Origin of the sequence: Methylophilus sp. Leaf416 (assembly GCF_001424665.1) — a bacterium.
GTDB lineage: Bacteria > Pseudomonadota > Gammaproteobacteria > Burkholderiales > Methylophilaceae > Methylophilus.
Genome location: NZ_LMQS01000001.1, coordinates 385,034 through 404,062, shown reverse-complemented (window position 1 = coordinate 404,062; position 19,029 = coordinate 385,034). Strand labels below are relative to the sequence as shown.

Here is a 19,029-nt window from a genome sequence, read left to right as displayed (position 1 = left end):
CTATTTTCGCATCAGGAAAACAGCAATCGCGATAAATACCGCCAGGATAATCAGGCCTTCCATACTGCTCTGTCTTAACTCACTGGTTGTTTCAACTGCTCCAGAATCGCCGGGTTATCCAAAGTGGAAATATCAGAGGTGATTTCTTCCCCTTTGGCCAAACTGCGCAGCAAGCGGCGCATGATTTTCCCTGAACGCGTTTTTGGTAAATTATCACCAAAACGAATTTCATCCGGCTTGGCAATCGGGCCGATTTCCTTGCCTACCCATTCACGCAATTCAGCGACGATTTTCTTGGCTTGTTCGCCTTCCGGACGTTTGCCTTTTAACACTACATACGCCACCACGGATTCGCCTTTAATCGGATGCGGTTTGCCCACGACAGCTGACTCAGCGACCAATGGGTTAGCAACCAGTGCCGATTCAATCTCCATGGTGCCAAGGCGGTGACCGGAAACATTGAGCACATCGTCAATCCGGCCCATGATGGTGAAGTTACCTGTGGTGGCATCACGTACGGCGCCATCCCCCGCCAGGTAAATATTGCCACCCAGTTCAGCCGGGTAGTAACTGGCTTTGAAACGTTCTGGGTCATTGTAAATAGTACGAATCATGGACGGCCAGGGTTTCTTGATTACCAGCAGACCGCCATTGCCCCAGGGAATATCTTTGCCGGTTTCATCCACCACATCAATATCAATGCCGGGGAAGGGCAGGGTACATGAACCCGGAACTAGCTTAGTAGCGCCCGGTAGCGGTGTAATGACATGACCGCCGGTTTCTGTTTGCCAGAACGTATCCACGATAGGGCAGCGGCTGCCGCCTACTTGCTCGTAGTACCACATCCACGCTTCAGGATTGATCGGTTCACCTACCGTGCCCAGCAAGCGCAGGCTGGATAAGTCATATTTTCCAGGGTGCGTAGCAGCATCAGATTCGCCAGCTTTAATCAGTGAGCGGATTGCGGTCGGCGCAGTGTAGAACACGCTGACCTGATGGCGCTGTATCATTTCCCAGAAACGGCCCGCGTTAGGGAAAGTAGGGATACCTTCAAACACGATTTGCGTTGCGCCCACGGCCAACGGGCCGTAGGTCACATAACTATGGCCGGTAATCCAGCCTACATCGGCGGTACACCAGTAAATGTCATCCGGTTTGATATCAAAAGTCCAGCGCATAGTGTTCATGGCATGGAGCAAATAACCCGCCGAGCTGTGTTGTACACCTTTAGGTTTACCGGTGGAACCTGAGGTATACAACAGAAATAAAGGATGTTCGGCCTCGACCATCACCGGCTCGCACTCGTCGGGTTTTCCTGCAATTAGGTCATGCCACCAGGTACATTTGCTGTCCCAGGCCACATCCTGTCCGGTTTTCTTGAACACCACGATATTGCGGATGCTGTCACAGCCCCCCATCGCGATACCTTCATCCACTGCTTGTTTCAATGGCAGTGTTTTGCCACCACGGTATTGGCCGTCAGAGGTAATGACTGCGACAGCACCGGCGTCAATGATGCGCTCATTCAGGCTTTTGGCAGAAAAACCGCCAAATACCACAGAGTGGATAAGGCCGAGGCGTGCACAGGCCTGCATGGCGACAATTGCCTCAATGCCCATAGGCAGGTAAATAATGACGCGGTCGCCTTTGACCAGATTGAGTGATTTGAGGCCATTGGCAAACTGGCAAACCTGATGATAAAGCTCTTTGTAAGTGACATTTTTAATGTCGCCGTTATCGGCTTCAAAGATAATGGCTGTCTTGTTCGGGATGGTTTTTAAATGCTTGTCCAGGCAGTTGGCTGAAACGTTTAATTCACCATCTTCAAACCACTTGTAAAACGGAGCTTGCTCTTCATTCAGTGTTTTAGTGAACGGTTTGTGCCAGATCAATAATTCCCGTGCTAGGTTGGCCCAGAATCCTTCGTAATCCTGTGCAACTTCTTTGCACAAACGGTTGTATTCCTCCATGCTGCCCACGGCTGCCTTGCTGGAAAAAGCTGCGCCCGGTGCAAACACGCGGTGCTCATGAAGTACAGATTCGATAGACATAGCGTCCCCCAAAAATCAATGTCAAAAAATGCCAAAAATCAATCTTAAAAAATCAAACCAAAATGCAGGTTTGGTGAACCTCAGGTATTATTGTTCTGGTTCTGATTGACCAACTCTCCGAGCACACAAAACACCCTCATTAAGAGCGATATCTCATGCAACAGCTTGCCGAAATTCTAACAGAAAAGCAGGTGCCGTCTACAGAAGCGGCCTATTTGCTGCATGCGGCGGCATGTAGCCCGTTTTTTGCCAGATTCGCTACAAAAAATACAGATTTCCTGACTGATCTGTTAGATAACTTATACAAGACCTATAAGACTGCAGATGTCGCCAAGCTATTTTCAGTCGAAAAAAATCTGGATTCAACTGAAAAAAATCAGGCAGAAGCGGTTTTTTTGCAACAAATCAGGCAGATTCGTCAACGCTTGATGGCACACATGATAGCTCGCGACCTGAATGGTCTGGCTAATTTTGAAGAAGTTGTAGAGACCACCAGTGCGCTGGCGGAAGCGGCGATTGCTGCGGCGGCAGATTTCTATCACGCCGAACTGGTCAAGACTTATGGCACGCCGCGTAATGCGCAAGGCCATCCTCAGCAACTAATCGTAGTTGGTATGGGCAAGCTGGGCGGGCGTGAACTGAATGTGTCATCTGATATAGACCTGATTTTTGCCTATGAGCACGAAGGCGACACTGATGGGGAAAAATCCATCAGCAATCAGGATTTCTTTACCAGGCTGGGTAAAAAATTGATTGTGGCGCTGGATGATGTGACTGCCGAAGGCTTTGTGTTCCGCGTGGATATGCGTTTGCGCCCGTATGGTTCTGAAGGCGCACTGGTTTGTAACCTGGATGCACTGGAAGATTATTACCAGAACTACGGACGCGAATGGGAGCGATATGCCTGGATTAAGGGAAGGGTGGTCTATGGGCCAGCGCAAGCTTTGAATAAGCTAATCCGGCCATTCGTCTTCCGTAAATACCTGGATTTTAACGCGTATGCCTCAATGCGTGACCTGAAAACGCAGATCCAGCGCGATGTGGTGCAACGCGGCATGTCGAACAATATCAAGCTGGGTCGCGGTGGCATACGCGAAGTTGAGTTTATTGCACAGGTGTTCCAGTTGATCCGTGGCGGGCAGTTGCCCGACTTACAGATCAAGCCAACATTGGCTGTGCTGGCGCGTCTGGCGGAACGCGGCATGCTGCCTGCGGAAGATGTCGCGGCCCTAACAGAGAGTTATATCTACCTGCGTAACCTGGAGCATAGATTGATGTATATCGATGACCAGCAGACACAGGAGCTACCGGATTCAGAGACCTATCGTGACTACCTGTTACGCATGCTTAAACATCAGAGCTGGGACAGTTTTATCGCCGAGCTGAATCAGCACAGGGACCGAGTGCAGCGATTCTTTGATGATACTTTCAAGGATCAGAGAACTAATGATCAGCAAGCAAATGATTTAGAACAGGAAATAGCCATTTGGCAAGGCACGATTGCCGCAAGTGAGGCTGAGAAATGGTTGCAGGAGCAAGGCTATACCCGAGCTGCCGATATTGTACAGCTGCTGCAAAACACGCGTGCCAGCCAGAGAATTCAGCAATTACCCGAACAAAGCAAACGCCGCCTCGATCAATTAATGCCACTACTGCTGCGTGAGGCGATACAGCAGCAAAGCATAGTACCGGACACGGCATTGATTCGTACGCTGGATTTACTGGAAAGCATTTGCCGCCGCGCCAGCTATTTAGCCTTGCTGACTGAATTCCCCGATGCGTTGGCTTTGATCGTGAAATTGTGTGCCGCCAGCCCGTGGATTGCACAATATGTGTCCGCACACCCGGTCTTACTTGATGAATTACTGAATAAACAAACCCTGTTTAAACGGCTGGATGCAGCGCAATTAAAAGCCGAATTGATCCAGCATATGGCGCATCTGGCGGGTGATGTGGAAGCGCAAATGGATGCCATGCGCCACTTCAAGCATGCCAATGTACTGAAAATCGCCGCACAGGATTTGATGACGGCTTTGCCGCTGGAAGCGATCTCAGATGACCTGAGCGCGCTCGCTGAAGTGGTGCTACAGGTCAGCCTGCAAACTGTCTGGCAGAATGTTTCGTTCAAACATAGAGAAACGCCACAATTTGCAGTGATTGGCTATGGCAAGCTGGGTGGCAAGGAACTTGGCTATTTATCCGACCTGGACATTATTTTCCTGTATGACGATGACGCCGATAACGCGCAGGAAGTCTATGCCCGTTATGCGCAACGGCTGAATACCTGGTTCAATACCATCACCAATGCCGGTTTGCTGTATGACACCGATCTGCAATTACGGCCGGATGGTAACAGCGGCTTGCTGGTGAGTAGTGTGGGTGCTTTTGAGGAGTACCAGAAAAATAAAGCCTGGGTATGGGAGCACCAGGCCATTACTCGTGCGCGTTTTGTCGCCGGTGAAGCCAAAGTGGGGCAGCAGTTTGAGCGTATCCGTATGGATATATTGAAGTCTAGGCGCAATCAGTCAGATATCAAGCAACAGATACTGGATATGCGACAGAAGATGCGTGCTTCCCATCGTTTTGACCCTGCCATGTTTGACCTTAAGCATGAAGCTGGCGGCATTATAGATGTTGAGTTCTTGGTGCAATATCTGGTGTTATTGCATGCGGCAGATTACCAAAAATTAACCGAGAACATTGGTAATATTGCCTTGCTGGGAGTATTGGCAGAAAGTGGGTTGATCAATGCGCCACTTGCCGAACTGGTGCAGCAGTCATACCGTCAGTACCGTGCCTGGATACACGCAAGTAAATTACAGGGTGAGCCGGCCAAGGTCGAAAAATCATTGGCAGAACCATTGCAACAGCCAGTGATTGCCCTATGGCAGTCGGTATTTGAATCCAAAGGCTGACAAAGAGGAAGCCCCCCCCCCAGATTCTTATACGCCCCAGCGCAGGCCAGCAGTATGCACCGGGCTATCCCAATGTTGCTTAATTTCTTCGTCCAGCAAGCAAACGGTCATTGATGCACCTGCCATATCAATAGCCGTGATGTAATTACCAACCAGGCTGCGGGCGAGAGTAAAGCCTTTTTCTTTCAGCAGTTTGGCAGCGGTATTGTAGATCAAATAAAGCTCCATCAATGGTGTCGCTCCCAGGCCATTGACCAGCAATAGTACTTCGCCATTGAGAGGTAATTGTTTAGCTTCAATATCGTGCAAAATCGCAGCCACCATGTCACTGACGATTGCATCTGCCTCACGCATCTTTTCACGTCGACGGCCAGGCTCTCCATGAATGCCAACGCCCATTTCAATTTCGCTTTCTGAAATATCAAAAGTAGGGCGGCCCGCAGCCGGCACCGTACAGCTGGTCAACGCTGCGCCTATGCTGGATGTGCGCAGGTTGATTTTTTCACCTAGTGTTTTGCATGCTTCCAGATCCGCGCCGGTTTCTGCCAGGCTGCCTACACATTTTTCTACGATCACGGTACCGGCCACACCCCGGCGGCCAGTCGTGTAAGTGCTGTTAACTACAGCGCAATCATCTGAGGTGTATACCGTTGCATGCTCAAATGACAGCATTTCAGCCGCCATTTCAAAGTTCATCACATCACCGGCATAGTTTTTAACGATAAATAGCACACCTTTATCGGCATGCACCGCTTCTGCTGCCGCCAGCATCTGGTCTGGCGTTGGCGAGGTAAAGACTTGCCCGGGGCAGGCGGCATCCAGCATGCCTTTGCCCACATAGCCGGCATGCAATGGCTCATGGCCAGAACCGCCGCCGGATATAATCGCGACTTTATTTTTTGCTTTCTGTTTGCGGATGACAAAGGTAGGCTCGAATTGCACTTCAATCAGATCGGCATGCGCAGTGGCAAAGCCACTCAGGCTTTCGACCAGCATATGATCTACATTGTTTAGAAATTTTTTCATATTTACTCCTGTGCCCGACATAGTAAGCCGCTAATCGTTTTTAATTGTTTGGTTTTGCATCGCGTATCAGTTTTGCAGATGATTTTAATTGCTTAAGACCAGATCACAAACGCTATGTATCATCACCTGGCAGCTTTTGGCGCCGGCATCCAGATGGCCGATAGCACGCTCGCCTAGGCCGGAAGCGCGACCTTTGGTGGCTAGCATATTGCGCGTAGAGTCCAGGCCTTCACTGGCAACCACTTTTAATGCTGATGCGATTTCTTTTGCAGATTTATCTTGTTCGACTAATTGTTTAAATGTAGTCGACACTGGAATCAGTACATCAAGCATGGTTTTTTCACCTGCCTGTGCTTTGCCGCGCTGCATGATTGCCTGCACGCCAGCGTCAAAAGCCAGCGCGATTTCCTTAGTGGTTATGTTATCGAAGGCCTTGAGGGTTTTACCCATGCTCATGAAGAAGCTGGCGAACAAAGGGCCGGAGGCGCCGCCTATCGTGCTCAGCAATTTCATGCCGATTTTATTAAGCGCATCAGCGGCTGACAAAGCCTCGAGTTCCGGGGCAATGCCGACAATTGCCTCACAGCCGCGCTTCATATTAATGTAGTGGTCGCCATCGCCGATCTCCCGGTCCAGGCCTTCGATATCCGCTTCATGTTGCAGAATGGCAGCGCGAATGGCTGCAGCCTTATGGTTAATTGTGTCGCTATTCATCTTGGGTTAATGTCATCATCTATGTGTTTTCAGGCAAGCTTTTAAGTATGCAAACATTATGCTACTGATAAGCAATTGTGCATGGCAAGCTTGTTTTATCTTCTGCTGGATTAGGCGTTTTGATCACTAGCGTTTAAAATGCTGCCGCTGTCCTCGTGGTGAAACAGGATATCACCAGCCCCTCCTAAGGGCTAGTTTCAGGTTCGAGTCCTGACGGGGACACCCATTCCGTATGAGTAATCGTGGTAAGTGCTTGAAAACAAGCGTTTTCTGCCATATAATTGCGGATTGACTTTTTTGTCAATTAACTTGGCATGTATTCACATAGGGTGCCCGCAAGGGTGTTATTGAATGCATGTGAATGAATAACCCTTTGAAATAGAAAGACTTATTATGTCAGTGACTATGCGTCAAATGTTGGAGGCTGGTGTTCACTTTGGTCACCAAACTCGTTACTGGAACCCGAAAATGGCTGAGTTCATTTTTGGCGATCGTAACAAAATCCATATCGTTAACCTTGAAAAAACCCTGCCTTTATTTGAAGATGCGCAAAAATATGTGCGTACTCTGGCAGCCAACAAGGGCCGTATTCTGTTCGTAGGCACCAAGCGTCAAGCCCGCGATATCGTTAAAGAAGAAGCGCAACGTGCCAGCTGCGCATACGTTAACCATCGCTGGTTGGGTGGTATGTTGACTAACTTCAAAACTGTTAAACAATCTATCAAGCGTTTAACTGACTTCGAAAACATGATGCAAGACGGCAGCATCGAAAAGTTCGGTAAAAAAGAAGCTTTGGGCATCAAACGCGAAATCGAAAAACTGGAGCGTTCCATCGGTGGTATTAAAGAGATGGGCGGCTTGCCAGATGCGATTTTCGTGATCGACGTTGGTCATGAAAGTGGCGCGATTACTGAAGCACGCAAACTGGGTATTCCAGTGATTGGTATCGTTGATACCAACAACTCACCAGATGGTATTACTTATGTAATTCCTGGTAACGATGACTCATCACGTGCGATTCGTCTGTACGCTCGTGGTATGGCAGATGCAGTGCTGGAAGGCCGTGCTAACGCGATTACTGAAATCGTTAAAGCAGCGCAAGAAGAAGCCGCGCCAGCAGCCGCGACTACAGAGGCTGTTGCCGAGTAATTACTCGCAGCGAAAAAAGGGGCTATTCGCCCCTTTTTCTATTGCATCGCATGCAATATGGCTGACACATCGTCAGTGTATTGTTGATTAAAAGAATATTTAGTAAATCCTCAAGCAGGAATCCTAACAAAAGGAGTAGTAAATGGCTGAAATTACCGCAGGCATGGTGAAAGAGTTACGTGAGCGCACCGATGCACCAATGATGGACTGTAAAAAAGCATTGACTGAAGCTGAAGGCGATATGACACGTGCCGAAGAAATTCTGCGTGTGCGTTTTGGTAACAAGGCAAGCAAAGCTGCTGGCCGTGTGGCAGCTGAAGGTACCGTAGGTATCAATATCGCCGCTGGTGGTAAAGTTGGTACTTTGATCGAAGTAAACTCTGAAACAGATTTCTGTGCCAAAAATGAAGAGTTCCTGAAATTTGTGTCTGAACTGGCACAAGTGGTTAATGAAAATAATCCGGCCGATATCGAAGCGGTTGCTGGTTTGCCAATGCGTGGTGAGACTGCTGAAGCTGTGCGTGCGCAACTGGTTGGTAAAATCGGTGAAAACATCACGCCACGTCGTTTTGTACGCACTGAAGCCAAAGGCCAGTTGTATAGCTATGTACACGGTAGCAAAATCGGTGTGCTGGTTGACTTGGTTGGTGGTGACGAGAACCTGGGTAAAGACCTGGCCATGCACATAGCTGCTGCGAAACCGAAATCACTGGATGCCAGTGGCGTGGATGCGGCTTTGATTGAAGCAGAGCGTCGCGTAGCGATTGAGAAAGCTAAAGAAGCTGGCAAGCCAGACGCCATGCTGGAAAAAATCGCTGACGGTACTGTGCAAAAATTCTTGAAAGAAGTGACTTTGCTGAGCCAGACTTTTGTGAAAGATGACAAACTGTCGATTGAGCAATTGCTGAAAAATAACAATGCAAGCGTTGCTTCATTTACGATGTATGTTGTTGGTGAAGGCATTGAAAAAGTAGTGGTCGATTATGCAGCTGAAGTAGCTGCTGCGGCAAAAGTTTAATTGCTTTCAAGCAATCACTAAAAAGTGGAATCTGCGGATTCCACTTTTTTTATGCTTAACGGGTCGGTTTCTGGCCCAAGAAACCGCGTTTTGTGATTAAATAGGCACATTTTGAGTTTGGGAAAAATAGCAATGGCACAACCTGTTTTCAAGCGTGTTCTCCTTAAATTATCCGGTGAGGCGCTAATGGGCGATGATGCTTACGGCATTAATCGTGAGACAGTGAATGCGATTGTTTTGCAAGTCAAAGAAATCGTCGATATGGGCGTGCAAGTAGGGATAGTGGTTGGTGGCGGCAATATTTTCCGTGGCATCGCACCTGCAGCCGAGGGGATGGACCGTGCGACTGCTGATTATATGGGTATGCTGGCTACGGTCATGAATGCCATGGCATTACAGGACGCCATGAAGCACGCGGGTGTCGCTGCGCGTGTACAAAGTGCATTGAATATCGAAGCAGTGGCTGAACCTTATATTCGTGGCAAAGCAATTCGTTACCTGGAGGAGGGTAAAGTGGTGATTTTTGGTGCCGGTACCGGTAACCCGTTCTTTACCACCGATACGGCTGCTGCATTGCGTGGCGTAGAGATTGATGCAGAAATCGTTTTAAAAGCGACCAAGGTCGATGGTATTTATACGGCTGATCCGAAAAAAGACCCGACAGCGACCCGCTACGACACCGTTTCATTTGATGAGGCGATTAATAAAAACCTGAAAGTAATGGACGCTACCGCGTTTACTTTATGCCGTGACCAGAAAATGCCAATTGCAGTATTCAGTATTTTCAAACAAGGCGCGCTTAAGAACATTATTCTGGGTGAGAACGAAGGCACACGCGTCAAGGCTTGACGGTTGCGGAAGTAAAGTGAGATTGGAGAAAAAACATGGTTGAAGACATTAAAAAATCTGCCGAGCAGAAAATGCAAAAGTCTCTGGACGCATTAAAAACAGATTTGGCAAAGGTACGCACAGGTCGCGCGCATGCCGGTTTGCTGGACCATGTCATGGTTGAGTACTATGGTTCTATGGTGGCGGTTAACCAGGTTGCCAACGTTAACCTGGGTGATGCACGTACGATTAATGTGCAGCCTTATGAAAAAAACATGATTGCAAAAGTGGAAAAAGCTATTCGCGACAGTGATCTGGGATTGAATCCGGCAACCAACGGCGATTTGATCCGTGTACCTATGCCTATGCTGACTGAAGAGCGTCGTCGTGACTTGACTAAAATTGTACGCACAGAAGGTGAAAGCGCCAAAGTGGCGATTCGTAATATACGCCGCGATGCCAACGATGCATTGAAAAAACTGGAAAAAGACAAAGCGATTTCAGAAGATGATGAGCGTCGTGCTGAAGAAGAAATACAAAAAATGACCGATAAAGCGGTGGTTGAAGTGGATAAACTGCTGCAACAGAAAGAAACGGATTTGATGGCAGTGTAAGCTGCTATCTAGTTGAGCGTATATTTTGGGTTTCTTTTCCAGTTCTACCAAGCAAGTCCCCGACACCAACGAGCTGCCGCAACATGTGGCGGTGATTATGGATGGCAATGGCCGCTGGGCAAAAAAACGTTTTTTACCCAGGGTAGCAGGACACCAGCGCGGCCTTGAGTCTGTCAGGCAGTTGGTGAAAGCCTGCGTGCGGTTGGATATCAAATTTCTGACCTTGTTTGCGTTTAGCAGCGAAAACTGGCGCCGTCCTTCTGAAGAAGTGACCTTCCTGATGGGTTTGTTCCTGGAAGCGTTGGAGCGGGAAGTCAGCAAGCTGCACGAAGCCAACATCATTCTCAAATTGATAGGCGAGCGTAGCCTGTTTAATGAAGTGTTACAACAAAAAATGCTCGAAGCCGAGCAGAAGACAGCTGGTAATAGCGGACTGACCCTTTCCATTGCCGTTAACTACGGCGGACGCTGGGACGTGATCAATGCAGTAAATGCTCTATTGCAAACCAAGGACGGCAAGGTCACTGAAATCAATGAATCTGACCTGACGCCATATCTCTCAATGCCTTATGCACCGGAACCGGATTTGTTTATCCGCACCGGCGGTGAAACACGCATAAGTAATTTCTTGTTGTGGCAGCTTGCCTATACAGAGCTCTATTTCACAGATACTTTGTGGCCTGATTTTGATGAAGCCGCCTTTGAAGCTTCGTTAGTTTCTTACCGTCAACGTGAACGTCGTTTCGGACGTACCAGTGAACAATTCAGCAGCGATAGTAGCGCGACTTAATTTATTTATACCTATGTTGAAAACCAGAGTGATCACGGCAGTAGTATTGCTAGGGCTATTTCTCCCGGCGTTGTTTTACCTGCCCATGATGTGGTGGGCGTCTGCGATGTTACTGCTAACGCTGGTCTGCTTGCATGAATGGGCCGGTTTTTTGCAGCTAAGCCCGACGCAGACCTGGATCTATTTAACATTTGCTACACTCACTGGCGTGGCCTTGCTGGTTTTGTTGCAGCGATGGGGTTTCCATTGGTTTTTCTATCATGCCTTGCAAGTGTTTATAGGGATGACATTTTTCTGGTTAATTGTTGTGCCAGTGGCGATGTTTTTTAATACCTTTTTCAAGCAGAAGGCAATTAATCTTTTCCTCGGCTGCTTCCTGATGCTGTCATTGTGGATGGCACTGGTGACTGCGCAAGAGGTCAATCCTTACGTATTGCTGGTTATCATTTCTACTATCTGGCTGGCTGACACCGCGGCCTACTTTTTTGGTAAAAAATTTGGGCAGCATAAACTGGCACCAGCCATCAGCCCTGGCAAAACTTGGGAAGGCGTGCTGGGTGCTTTGCTGGTGGTTGGGGTGTATGCTGTTACTTTGAAAGCTACCGGAGCCGTGACAACCTGGTGGGTGCTGCCAGGCTTGTGGATGATCACCATTGTTGGTGTATATGGCGATTTATTCGAATCGTTTTTCAAGCGTCGCGCCAACCTGAAGGATAGTGGACAGTTTTTACCAGGGCATGGGGGATTTTTGGACCGTGTCGATGGCGTGATCCCGGCACTGCCGGTAGGTTTATGCCTGGTATTCTGGTTTCATTACTGGCAACAGTCTTACTCATTTTAAAAGGCCATTTTGCAATACGTCACTATACTGGGCAGTACCGGCACCATTGGTCAGCAGACGCTGGATGTGATTTCACAACATCCGGACCGCTACGCCGTGTTTGCCTTAAGCGCACACCAGAATGTGGATGCCATGTTGCAACAATGCGCGCGCTACAAACCACAATATGCCGTGATGCAGGATACAGATGCAGCGCAGCGTTTACGCCAACGTGTACAGTCTGAAAATCTTAAGATAGAAGTGCTCTCTGGAATTGAGGGGTTGATCGAAGTTTCAGCGCATGAAACCGTGAATGCTGTCATGGCCGCGATTGTAGGCGCCGCCGGATTATTGCCTGCGCTGGCAGCTGCAAACGCTGGCAAAAAGATATTGCTCGCCAATAAAGAAACGCTGGTGATGGCCGGCCAATTGTTTATGGATGCGGTCAAGCAAGGACAAGCGACGCTTCTGCCAATTGATAGCGAGCATAATGCCATCTTCCAGGCCATGCCGGGACAGGCGTATGATGACATTGCCGATGTTGGCGTCAATAAGATAATCCTGACCGCTTCCGGTGGTCCGTTCCGCAGTTATACGCACGCGCAGCTGGCCGAAGTGACGCCCGCGTTGGCGCTTAAGCATCCCAACTGGGTGATGGGCGCAAAAATTACCGTTGACTCTTCTACCCTGATGAATAAAGGCCTGGAAGTCATTGAAGCGCATTGGTTGTTTAATGCACGTCCTGACCAGATTGAAGTGGTGGTGCATCCGCAAAGTGTCATTCATTCGATGGTGTCTTATGTGGATGGCAGTATCCTGGCGCAATTGGGCAACCCCGATATGCGCACGCCGATTGCCTATGGTCTTGGTTACCCGCAACGGATCACTTCAGGTGTCAAACCGCTGAGCCTGGTCGATATTGCTAAACTCGAATTTGAAGACCCTGATACTGATCGTTTCCCTTGCCTGCAACTGGCTTATGATGCGCTGGCCGCAGGGGGAACCGCGCCTGCCGTCCTAAATGCTGCCAATGAAGTTGCGGTGGCGGCTTTCCTCAAGGATAAAATTCATTATTTAGATATTCCGCGGTTGCTGCATGAAGCGCTGCAAAAACTGCCGGTCGAAAAAGTGAATTCCATAGAGCAATTACTGGAAATTGATGCAAAGGCTCGTACCTGTGTCCAGAATGCGATTGCGAAAACAACAGTCACCTCTGTTTTTAAAGCGGTAGCGCTATGACATCTGTATTGGCATTCATTATCGCCATCGGTGTGCTGGTCACCATCCACGAGTTTGGTCACTACCTGGCTGCAAGAAGTTGTGGCGTCAGGGTGCTTAAATTTTCGATTGGTTTTGGCAAGCCTATTTTTAAATACCAGAACTCGCCAGAATCCACTCAGTGGGTACTATCCTGGATTCCACTGGGCGGCTATGTCAAAATGCTTGATAGCCGTGAGTCCGAATCCCTCGAAGCGCCAGAATATCAAGCCACCACCACCGACTGGTCGCGCGCTTTTGACCGCCAACATGTTGCCGCTAAAATGTGGATTGTATTTGCAGGGCCGCTGGCTAATTTGTTACTGGCCTTTGTCTGTTACTGGGGCTTGATTGCCCAGGGCGAGGTAGGCTTGAAACCATATATTGGCCCGGTAGAATCAGGTTCACTGGCAGCCGAGGCTAAACTGCGCTCAGGCGACCTGGTGGTTTCCCTCGATAACAAACCGGTCACTACCTGGCAAGACGCCCAATGGCAGTTGCTTGAAGCCTGGGTGGCGCATCAGTCAATCAAAGTGGTCACCCGCACAGTGCAGGGCGAAGCGCATACGCATATCCTGCCAATGGCGGCCTTACCTGGCGAGCCAGAAGGCGACGTCTTGCAGAAAATTGGCATTTCCATGCAGATGCCCGTCATTCCTGCAGTAGTCGGAGAGGTTCTGCCGGGCTCGGTCGCGGAAACCAGTGGCTTGCAGGTAGGCGATCATATTCTCAGCGTTAATAATAAGCCGGTCGAAGACTGGCAGCAGTTTGTGAAGTGGGTGAGGGCCAACCCATCGAAACCATTGAAAGTTGAATATCAGCGGGGCAGCGAAATATTAAAGGTGAAATTGCTGCCGGAAACGGTGGTAGAAGCCGGGCAAAAAATCGGGCGCCTTGGTGCAGCAGTCAATATGGAGGCTGTTGACCTGGCACCCTACCGCGTTGAACGCCATTACACCGTATCCGAGGCAGCCATACGCGCAGTGCACCGTGTACAGGAAACCATCGTATTTACTTTAAAAATGATTGGTAAAATGCTGACCGGGCAAGCCTCTTTAAAAGCGATCAGTGGCCCTGTCAGTATTGCTGATGCAGCTGGCGAAACCGCTGGGCTAGGACTTAAGCCTTATATCGGCTTTATCGCATTGTTAAGTATCAGCATTGCAGTCATGAATCTGCTACCGATACCAGTATTGGATGGCGGGCATTTGTTGTATCATATGGCGGAATTGATTCGAGGAGAACCTTTGCCTGACAAGGTGCTGGAGATTGGCCAGCGTCTTGGTTTGGGGTTGCTGGGTGCTTTAATGTTCATCGCTTTTTTCAATGACATTAATCGTTACCTGGTAGGTTGAGAGCATAGTTAATGAGAATAAAGTCTAGTTCCAAGTTATTGTTGTGCCTGTTAACAGCAATTATCCACCTGAAAGCCTACGCGACAGAGCCTTTTGTCATCTCTGACATTCGTGTAGAGGGCTTGCAACGTACCGAAGCCGGTACGGTGTTTAATTACCTGCCGATGCAGGTAGGTGATGTGATGAGCGATGAAAAGGCCGCACAGGCGATTAAATCGCTGTATTCCACCGGTTTTTTCAAGGATGTACGTATTGAAAATGATGGTGACGTATTAGTAGTGACTGTCCAGGAACGTCCTTCCATTTCCCAGATTGACTTTAGCGGTAACAAATCTTTCCCAACTGACAAAGTAAAAGAAGGCCTCAAACAAATCGGTATTGCCGAAGGACAGATTTTTGATAAATCCTTACTGGATCGTGCCGAGCAGGAAATCAAGCGCCAGTACCTTTCGCAAGGCAAGTACAGTGCCGAAGTAAAAGCAACTTCCAGTCCGCTTGAGCGCAATCGCGTATCTATCCGCTTTGAAATCACTGAAGGCCCGGCTGCTAAAATCCGCGATATCAATATCGTCGGTAATCATCTATTCAAAACAGAGGATTTACGCGCTAACTTTTTGCTGACGACACCAAACTGGATGAGTTGGTGGAATAAAGATGACCAGTATTCTAAACAAAAACTGACCGCTGACCTTGAAGCTTTGCGTTCGTTTTATATGAATCAGGGTTACCTGGAATTCTCCATTGATTCAACACAGGTATCGATTTCTCCTGATAAACGTGATGTGTACATCAACGTCAATATCACCGAAGGCGAAAAATATAACATCAGCAAGACCAAACTGGCTGGCGAAATGTTATTGCCGGAAGAGGACCTGCGTAAGCTGATCAATATCCAGGATGGCGATGTATTTAACCGTCAAAAAGTCACTGATGCCAGCAAAAATATCAATGACAAGCTGGGTGAAGAAGGCTACGCGTTCGCTAACGTGAATGCAGTGCCGGAAATCAATAAACTGGAACACACCGTTGCTTTTACCTTCTTTGTTGATCCTGGCCGCAAAGTGTACGTTCGCCGTATCAATGTGCAAGGCAACACCAGAACACGTGACGCCGTAGTCCGTCGCGAGATGCGCCAGCTGGAATCCGCCTGGTATGCCGGTGATAAGATCAAGCGCTCTAAAGAGCGTATCCAGCGCCTGAACTTCTTCGATAGTGTTGAGTTAGAGACACCATCCGTCCCAGGTATTAACGACCAGGTCGATATGACGGTGACGGTGGCTGAAAAAGCCACTGGCAGCGTCCAGTTTGGTGCCGGTTTATCCAGTAGTGATGGTGTGGTATTGGGCTTCAACGTCAACCAGCCTAACTTCCTGGGAACTGGTAACCGTGTGGCATTGCAAGTGAACACCAGTAGCTATAACACTGTGTATTCATTGTCTTACACAGACCCTTATTTCACGCCGGATGGCATCAGCCGTGGCTTCGATATATACCGCCGTGACGTGGATACCAGCAGAAGAAATTCCTCTACTTTAAACGTGGGTAACTATAACAGCCAGTCTTACGGTGTAGGTATGCGTTTCGGTATGCCTCTATCTGAAATGGATTTCCTCAGTGCCGGTGTGACGCTTGATTTTACCAGTGTTGATTTGTCCGCTGACAGTCCGATTCAATATCTGAGATTCTGTGAAAACAGCAATGGTTGTAGCAGTAACTCTGTGGTGCTGAATGCGGGTTGGACTTTCGACTCCAGGGATAACATTCTTTTCCCACGCCGTGGTGTGTTGCAACGTTTGTCTGGCGATGTGTCATTGCCAGGTCTGGATTTGCAATATTACAAAATGAGTTACCAACATAGCTGGTTTAAAGACATGGGCAAAGATTTCACCTTGATGTTGAATGGTGAAGCAGGTTATGCGAAAAGTTATGGCGGCAAAAATTACCCGTTCTTCAAGAACTTCTATGCCGGTGGTGTGAACAGTGTACGTGGTTTCCTGAACTCATCATTAGGTCCGCGTGATGTAAACCCGATTTCAGGTTCCGATTTTGCGGTCGGCGGTACTAAACGGTTGGTTGGAAACATAGAATTATTTATGCCGGTACCATTTGTCTCGCAGTCTAACCAGTTCAGATTGAGTGCATTCGTGGATGGCGGTGGTGTTTTTGGTGAGAACGATTCTATCAATTCCGATTATTTGAGATTTTCAACTGGTGTCGGTGTGACATGGGTGTCACCATTCGGCCCATTGAAGCTTGTTCTTGCCAAGCCACTTAAAGAAAAAGAAAATGATGATACACAAACATTGCAATTCCAGTTTGGTCAGCAATTTTAATGGCATCCTTGCTTAAGTTTAGGATAATGCAAACGCAGAAAGGGGTAGCTGCATGAGAAGTCTTCTGGTGGTGTGGCTGAGCCTTATGCTGTGGTGCGGACAAGCCTGGTCTGCCGATTTCAAGGTAGGCTACGTGCAGGTCGATAAACTGCTGCAAGAAGCACCGCAAACGGTTGAAACGGGCAAAAAGCTGGAGAGAGAGTTTAGTCCACGCTCTCTGGATCTGGAAAAACTGCAAAAGCAGATTCGCGATCTGGAGGCACAGCTTGATCATGATCGCACGAGCATTAATGAGTCTGATCGTCGTGTCAAAGAACGCCAGCTGAATAATATGCGCCTGGAGTTCCAAAGCAAGCAGCGTGAGCTGCGTGAAGATATCAACTTACGCAAGAATGAAGAATTGGCCGTGTTGCAGGAACGTATTAACAAAGCAGTACAAACCGTTGCCGAAAATGAAGGCTACGATCTGGTTGCCTATAGTGGCATTGCCTACGCTAGCAAACGTATCGATATCACCGATAAAGTACTCAAGTTGCTTGGCAAAAAATAGCCTGCGATATAGTCAGAAAGCATTCTAAGGTCTGGTATCCATGACGCAACTTTTTTCATTGCAAGATATTGCGGCGTCATTGGGAGGCGAAGTCAGTACAGGGTCATCGCCTGAAGAAACATCCGTTAAAGTCTCTCGCATGTCTTCCCTGGCGCAAGCGCAGGCTGGATCCATCGCTTTTTTCAATGACACCAAATACACGCAGTCGTTGCGAGCGACGCAAGCCTCAGCGGTTATTTTGCGTGCTGAGCACAGGCATCTGACTGAATTACCGTGCATCCTGACAGAAAATCCCTATGCCTATTTTGCCAAGCTATCGGCTCTGCTAAATCCGCCCAAGCAATATAGCAATCATATTCATGATAGTGCTGTGATTGGCTATGAGACTAAACTCCCTCATGAGCTAACCATAGATGCGATGGTCACGATTGGTGACCGGGTGACATTAGGTAAGGGCGTACGTATTGGCGCAGGCTGCGTAATTGAGGATGATGTCATTATCGGCGAACATACGGTTCTCGAGCCGCGCGTAGTCGTCAAGCATGGCACTGTCATCGGTCATGACTGTCATCTGTTTTCTGGCAGTATTATTGGAAATGATGGCTTCGGCTATGCCGAAGAGCAGGGTCAATGGGTTAAAATACCGCAAATAGGCCGCGTCGTTATTGGTGATCATGTAGATATAGGTGCTAATACCACCATAGACCGGGGTGCCCTGGATGATACTGTCATCGAAGATGGTGTGAAGTTGGACAATTTGATACAGGTCGCCCATAATGTCCGCATTGGCGCGCATACAGTGATTGCAGGCTGTACCGGCATTGCGGGCAGCGCTGTGATAGGTCAGCATTGTAAAATTGGAGGCGCCGCAATGATATTGGGCCATCTGCAGATTGCAGATGGCGTAACGATATCACCAGGCTCCATGATCATGCGTTCAATCCAGCAACCGGGTACTTACACTGCGTTGATGCCGTTCCAGAAACATGAAGACTGGTTACGGACAGCTGCGAATATCCGGCATTTAGAACAAACCAATCTCAAGCTCAAGCAGCTTGAGCAAGCAGTAAGCAGTATAAAAAAACATACAGAAGATTGAGAGAATTTATGGCTGAGAATGCAGTGAATAGCATGGATATTCATGAGATTTTGGAACACTTGCCGCATCGTTACCCGTTCGTATTAGTGGATCGCGTTTTATCGATGGAACTAGGCAAGGAAATTGTGGCAGTGAAAAATGTCTCAGTGAACGAGCCGTTCTTCCCAGGTCATTTCCCTTATCATCCTGTGATGCCAGGTGTATTGATTGTGGAGGCAATGGCGCAAGCAGCTGCCATCTTGTCATTCAAAACCATGAACATTAAACCGACGAATGACTCTGTGTATTATTTTGCCGGAATCGATAATGTGCGTTTTAAAAAGCCGGTTTCCCCAGGTGACCAGATTATTCTGAATGTCAAAATTGATCGTATCTTAAAAGGTATCTGGAAATACAATGCGGTCGCCAAAGTGGCTGACGAAGTGGTGGCTGAAGCCAGCATGATGTGTATTCTCAAAGCGATTGAAAAATAACCCTTATCTCCGTATTGCTGCGGTATGCAGCACACAT

The 19,029-nt window shown here is 48.3% G+C and carries 16 protein-coding genes; 13 read left to right on the top strand and 3 right to left on the bottom strand.

Annotated elements, in window-relative coordinates:
• Positions 1-74: 74 nt before the first annotated feature.
• On the bottom strand, positions 75-2,051 hold the full coding sequence (gene acs, locus ASG34_RS01855; protein ID WP_055825885.1) for an acetate--CoA ligase: 1,977 nt from the start codon (positions 2,049-2,051) through the stop codon (positions 75-77).
• A gap of 155 nt (positions 2,052-2,206) precedes the next feature.
• On the opposite strand from acs, the gene glnE reads away from it, so the two are divergent.
• Positions 2,207-4,966, top strand: coding sequence for a bifunctional [glutamate--ammonia ligase]-adenylyl-L-tyrosine phosphorylase/[glutamate--ammonia-ligase] adenylyltransferase (gene glnE / locus ASG34_RS01850; RefSeq protein ID WP_055825883.1), 2,760 nt, complete (start codon positions 2,207-2,209; stop codon positions 4,964-4,966).
• 27 nt (positions 4,967-4,993) lie between these two features.
• On the opposite strand, the gene dhaK is transcribed toward glnE, so the two are convergent.
• On the bottom strand, positions 4,994-5,992 hold the full coding sequence (gene dhaK, locus ASG34_RS01845; RefSeq protein ID WP_055825881.1) for a dihydroxyacetone kinase subunit DhaK: 999 nt from the start codon (positions 5,990-5,992) through the stop codon (positions 4,994-4,996).
• Between the two features lie 84 nt (positions 5,993-6,076).
• The gene (gene dhaL, locus ASG34_RS01840; RefSeq protein ID WP_055825878.1) at positions 6,077-6,706 is read right to left on the bottom strand and encodes a dihydroxyacetone kinase subunit DhaL; all 630 of its coding nucleotides are present in this window, start codon (positions 6,704-6,706) and stop codon (positions 6,077-6,079) included.
• Positions 6,707-7,099: 393 nt separating this feature from the next.
• On the opposite strand from dhaL, the gene rpsB reads away from it, so the two are divergent.
• From rpsB to fabZ, 12 genes are all read left to right on the top strand, one after another.
• Complete coding sequence (gene rpsB, locus ASG34_RS01830; RefSeq protein WP_055825876.1) at positions 7,100-7,855, top strand: 30S ribosomal protein S2; 756 nt, start codon at positions 7,100-7,102, stop codon at positions 7,853-7,855.
• Between the two features lie 142 nt (positions 7,856-7,997).
• Positions 7,998-8,873: a translation elongation factor Ts gene (gene tsf, locus ASG34_RS01825; protein ID WP_055825873.1), complete on the top strand. Its 876-nt coding sequence runs from the start codon at positions 7,998-8,000 to the stop codon at positions 8,871-8,873.
• Positions 8,874-9,005: 132 nt separating this feature from the next.
• Positions 9,006-9,722 carry a UMP kinase gene (pyrH, locus tag ASG34_RS01820; protein WP_055825869.1) on the top strand — a complete coding sequence of 239 codons (717 nt, stop codon included), beginning with the start codon at positions 9,006-9,008 and terminating at the stop codon, positions 9,720-9,722.
• 35 nt (positions 9,723-9,757) lie between these two features.
• A complete protein-coding gene (gene frr / locus ASG34_RS01815; RefSeq protein ID WP_055825866.1) occupies positions 9,758-10,315 on the top strand; it encodes a ribosome recycling factor in 558 nt (185 codons plus the stop codon).
• A gap of 25 nt (positions 10,316-10,340) precedes the next feature.
• The gene (gene uppS, locus ASG34_RS01810; protein WP_055825863.1) at positions 10,341-11,105 is read left to right on the top strand and encodes a polyprenyl diphosphate synthase; all 765 of its coding nucleotides are present in this window, start codon (positions 10,341-10,343) and stop codon (positions 11,103-11,105) included.
• 13 nt (positions 11,106-11,118) lie between these two features.
• Positions 11,119-11,946, top strand: a complete 828-nt coding sequence (locus ASG34_RS01805) for a phosphatidate cytidylyltransferase (protein WP_055825859.1) — start codon at positions 11,119-11,121, stop codon at positions 11,944-11,946.
• A gap of 9 nt (positions 11,947-11,955) precedes the next feature.
• A complete protein-coding gene (gene ispC / locus ASG34_RS01800; protein ID WP_055825857.1) occupies positions 11,956-13,164 on the top strand; it encodes a 1-deoxy-D-xylulose-5-phosphate reductoisomerase in 1,209 nt (402 codons plus the stop codon).
• Positions 13,161-14,537, top strand: a complete 1,377-nt coding sequence (gene rseP, locus ASG34_RS01795; RefSeq protein ID WP_055825855.1) for an RIP metalloprotease RseP — start codon at positions 13,161-13,163, stop codon at positions 14,535-14,537. The genes ispC and rseP overlap by 4 nt, the downstream gene beginning before the upstream one ends.
• An 11-nt stretch (positions 14,538-14,548) precedes the next feature.
• Complete coding sequence (bamA, locus tag ASG34_RS01790; protein ID WP_055825852.1) at positions 14,549-16,870, top strand: outer membrane protein assembly factor BamA; 2,322 nt, start codon at positions 14,549-14,551, stop codon at positions 16,868-16,870.
• A gap of 52 nt (positions 16,871-16,922) precedes the next feature.
• Complete coding sequence (locus ASG34_RS01785; RefSeq protein WP_055825851.1) at positions 16,923-17,420, top strand: OmpH family outer membrane protein; 498 nt, start codon at positions 16,923-16,925, stop codon at positions 17,418-17,420.
• A 40-nt stretch (positions 17,421-17,460) separates the two neighbouring features.
• The gene (gene lpxD / locus ASG34_RS01780) at positions 17,461-18,519 is read left to right on the top strand and encodes a UDP-3-O-(3-hydroxymyristoyl)glucosamine N-acyltransferase (RefSeq protein ID WP_055825849.1); all 1,059 of its coding nucleotides are present in this window, start codon (positions 17,461-17,463) and stop codon (positions 18,517-18,519) included.
• A gap of 8 nt (positions 18,520-18,527) precedes the next feature.
• The gene (gene fabZ / locus ASG34_RS01775) at positions 18,528-18,992 is read left to right on the top strand and encodes a 3-hydroxyacyl-ACP dehydratase FabZ (protein ID WP_055825847.1); all 465 of its coding nucleotides are present in this window, start codon (positions 18,528-18,530) and stop codon (positions 18,990-18,992) included.
• The last annotated feature ends 37 nt before the right edge of the window (positions 18,993-19,029 follow it).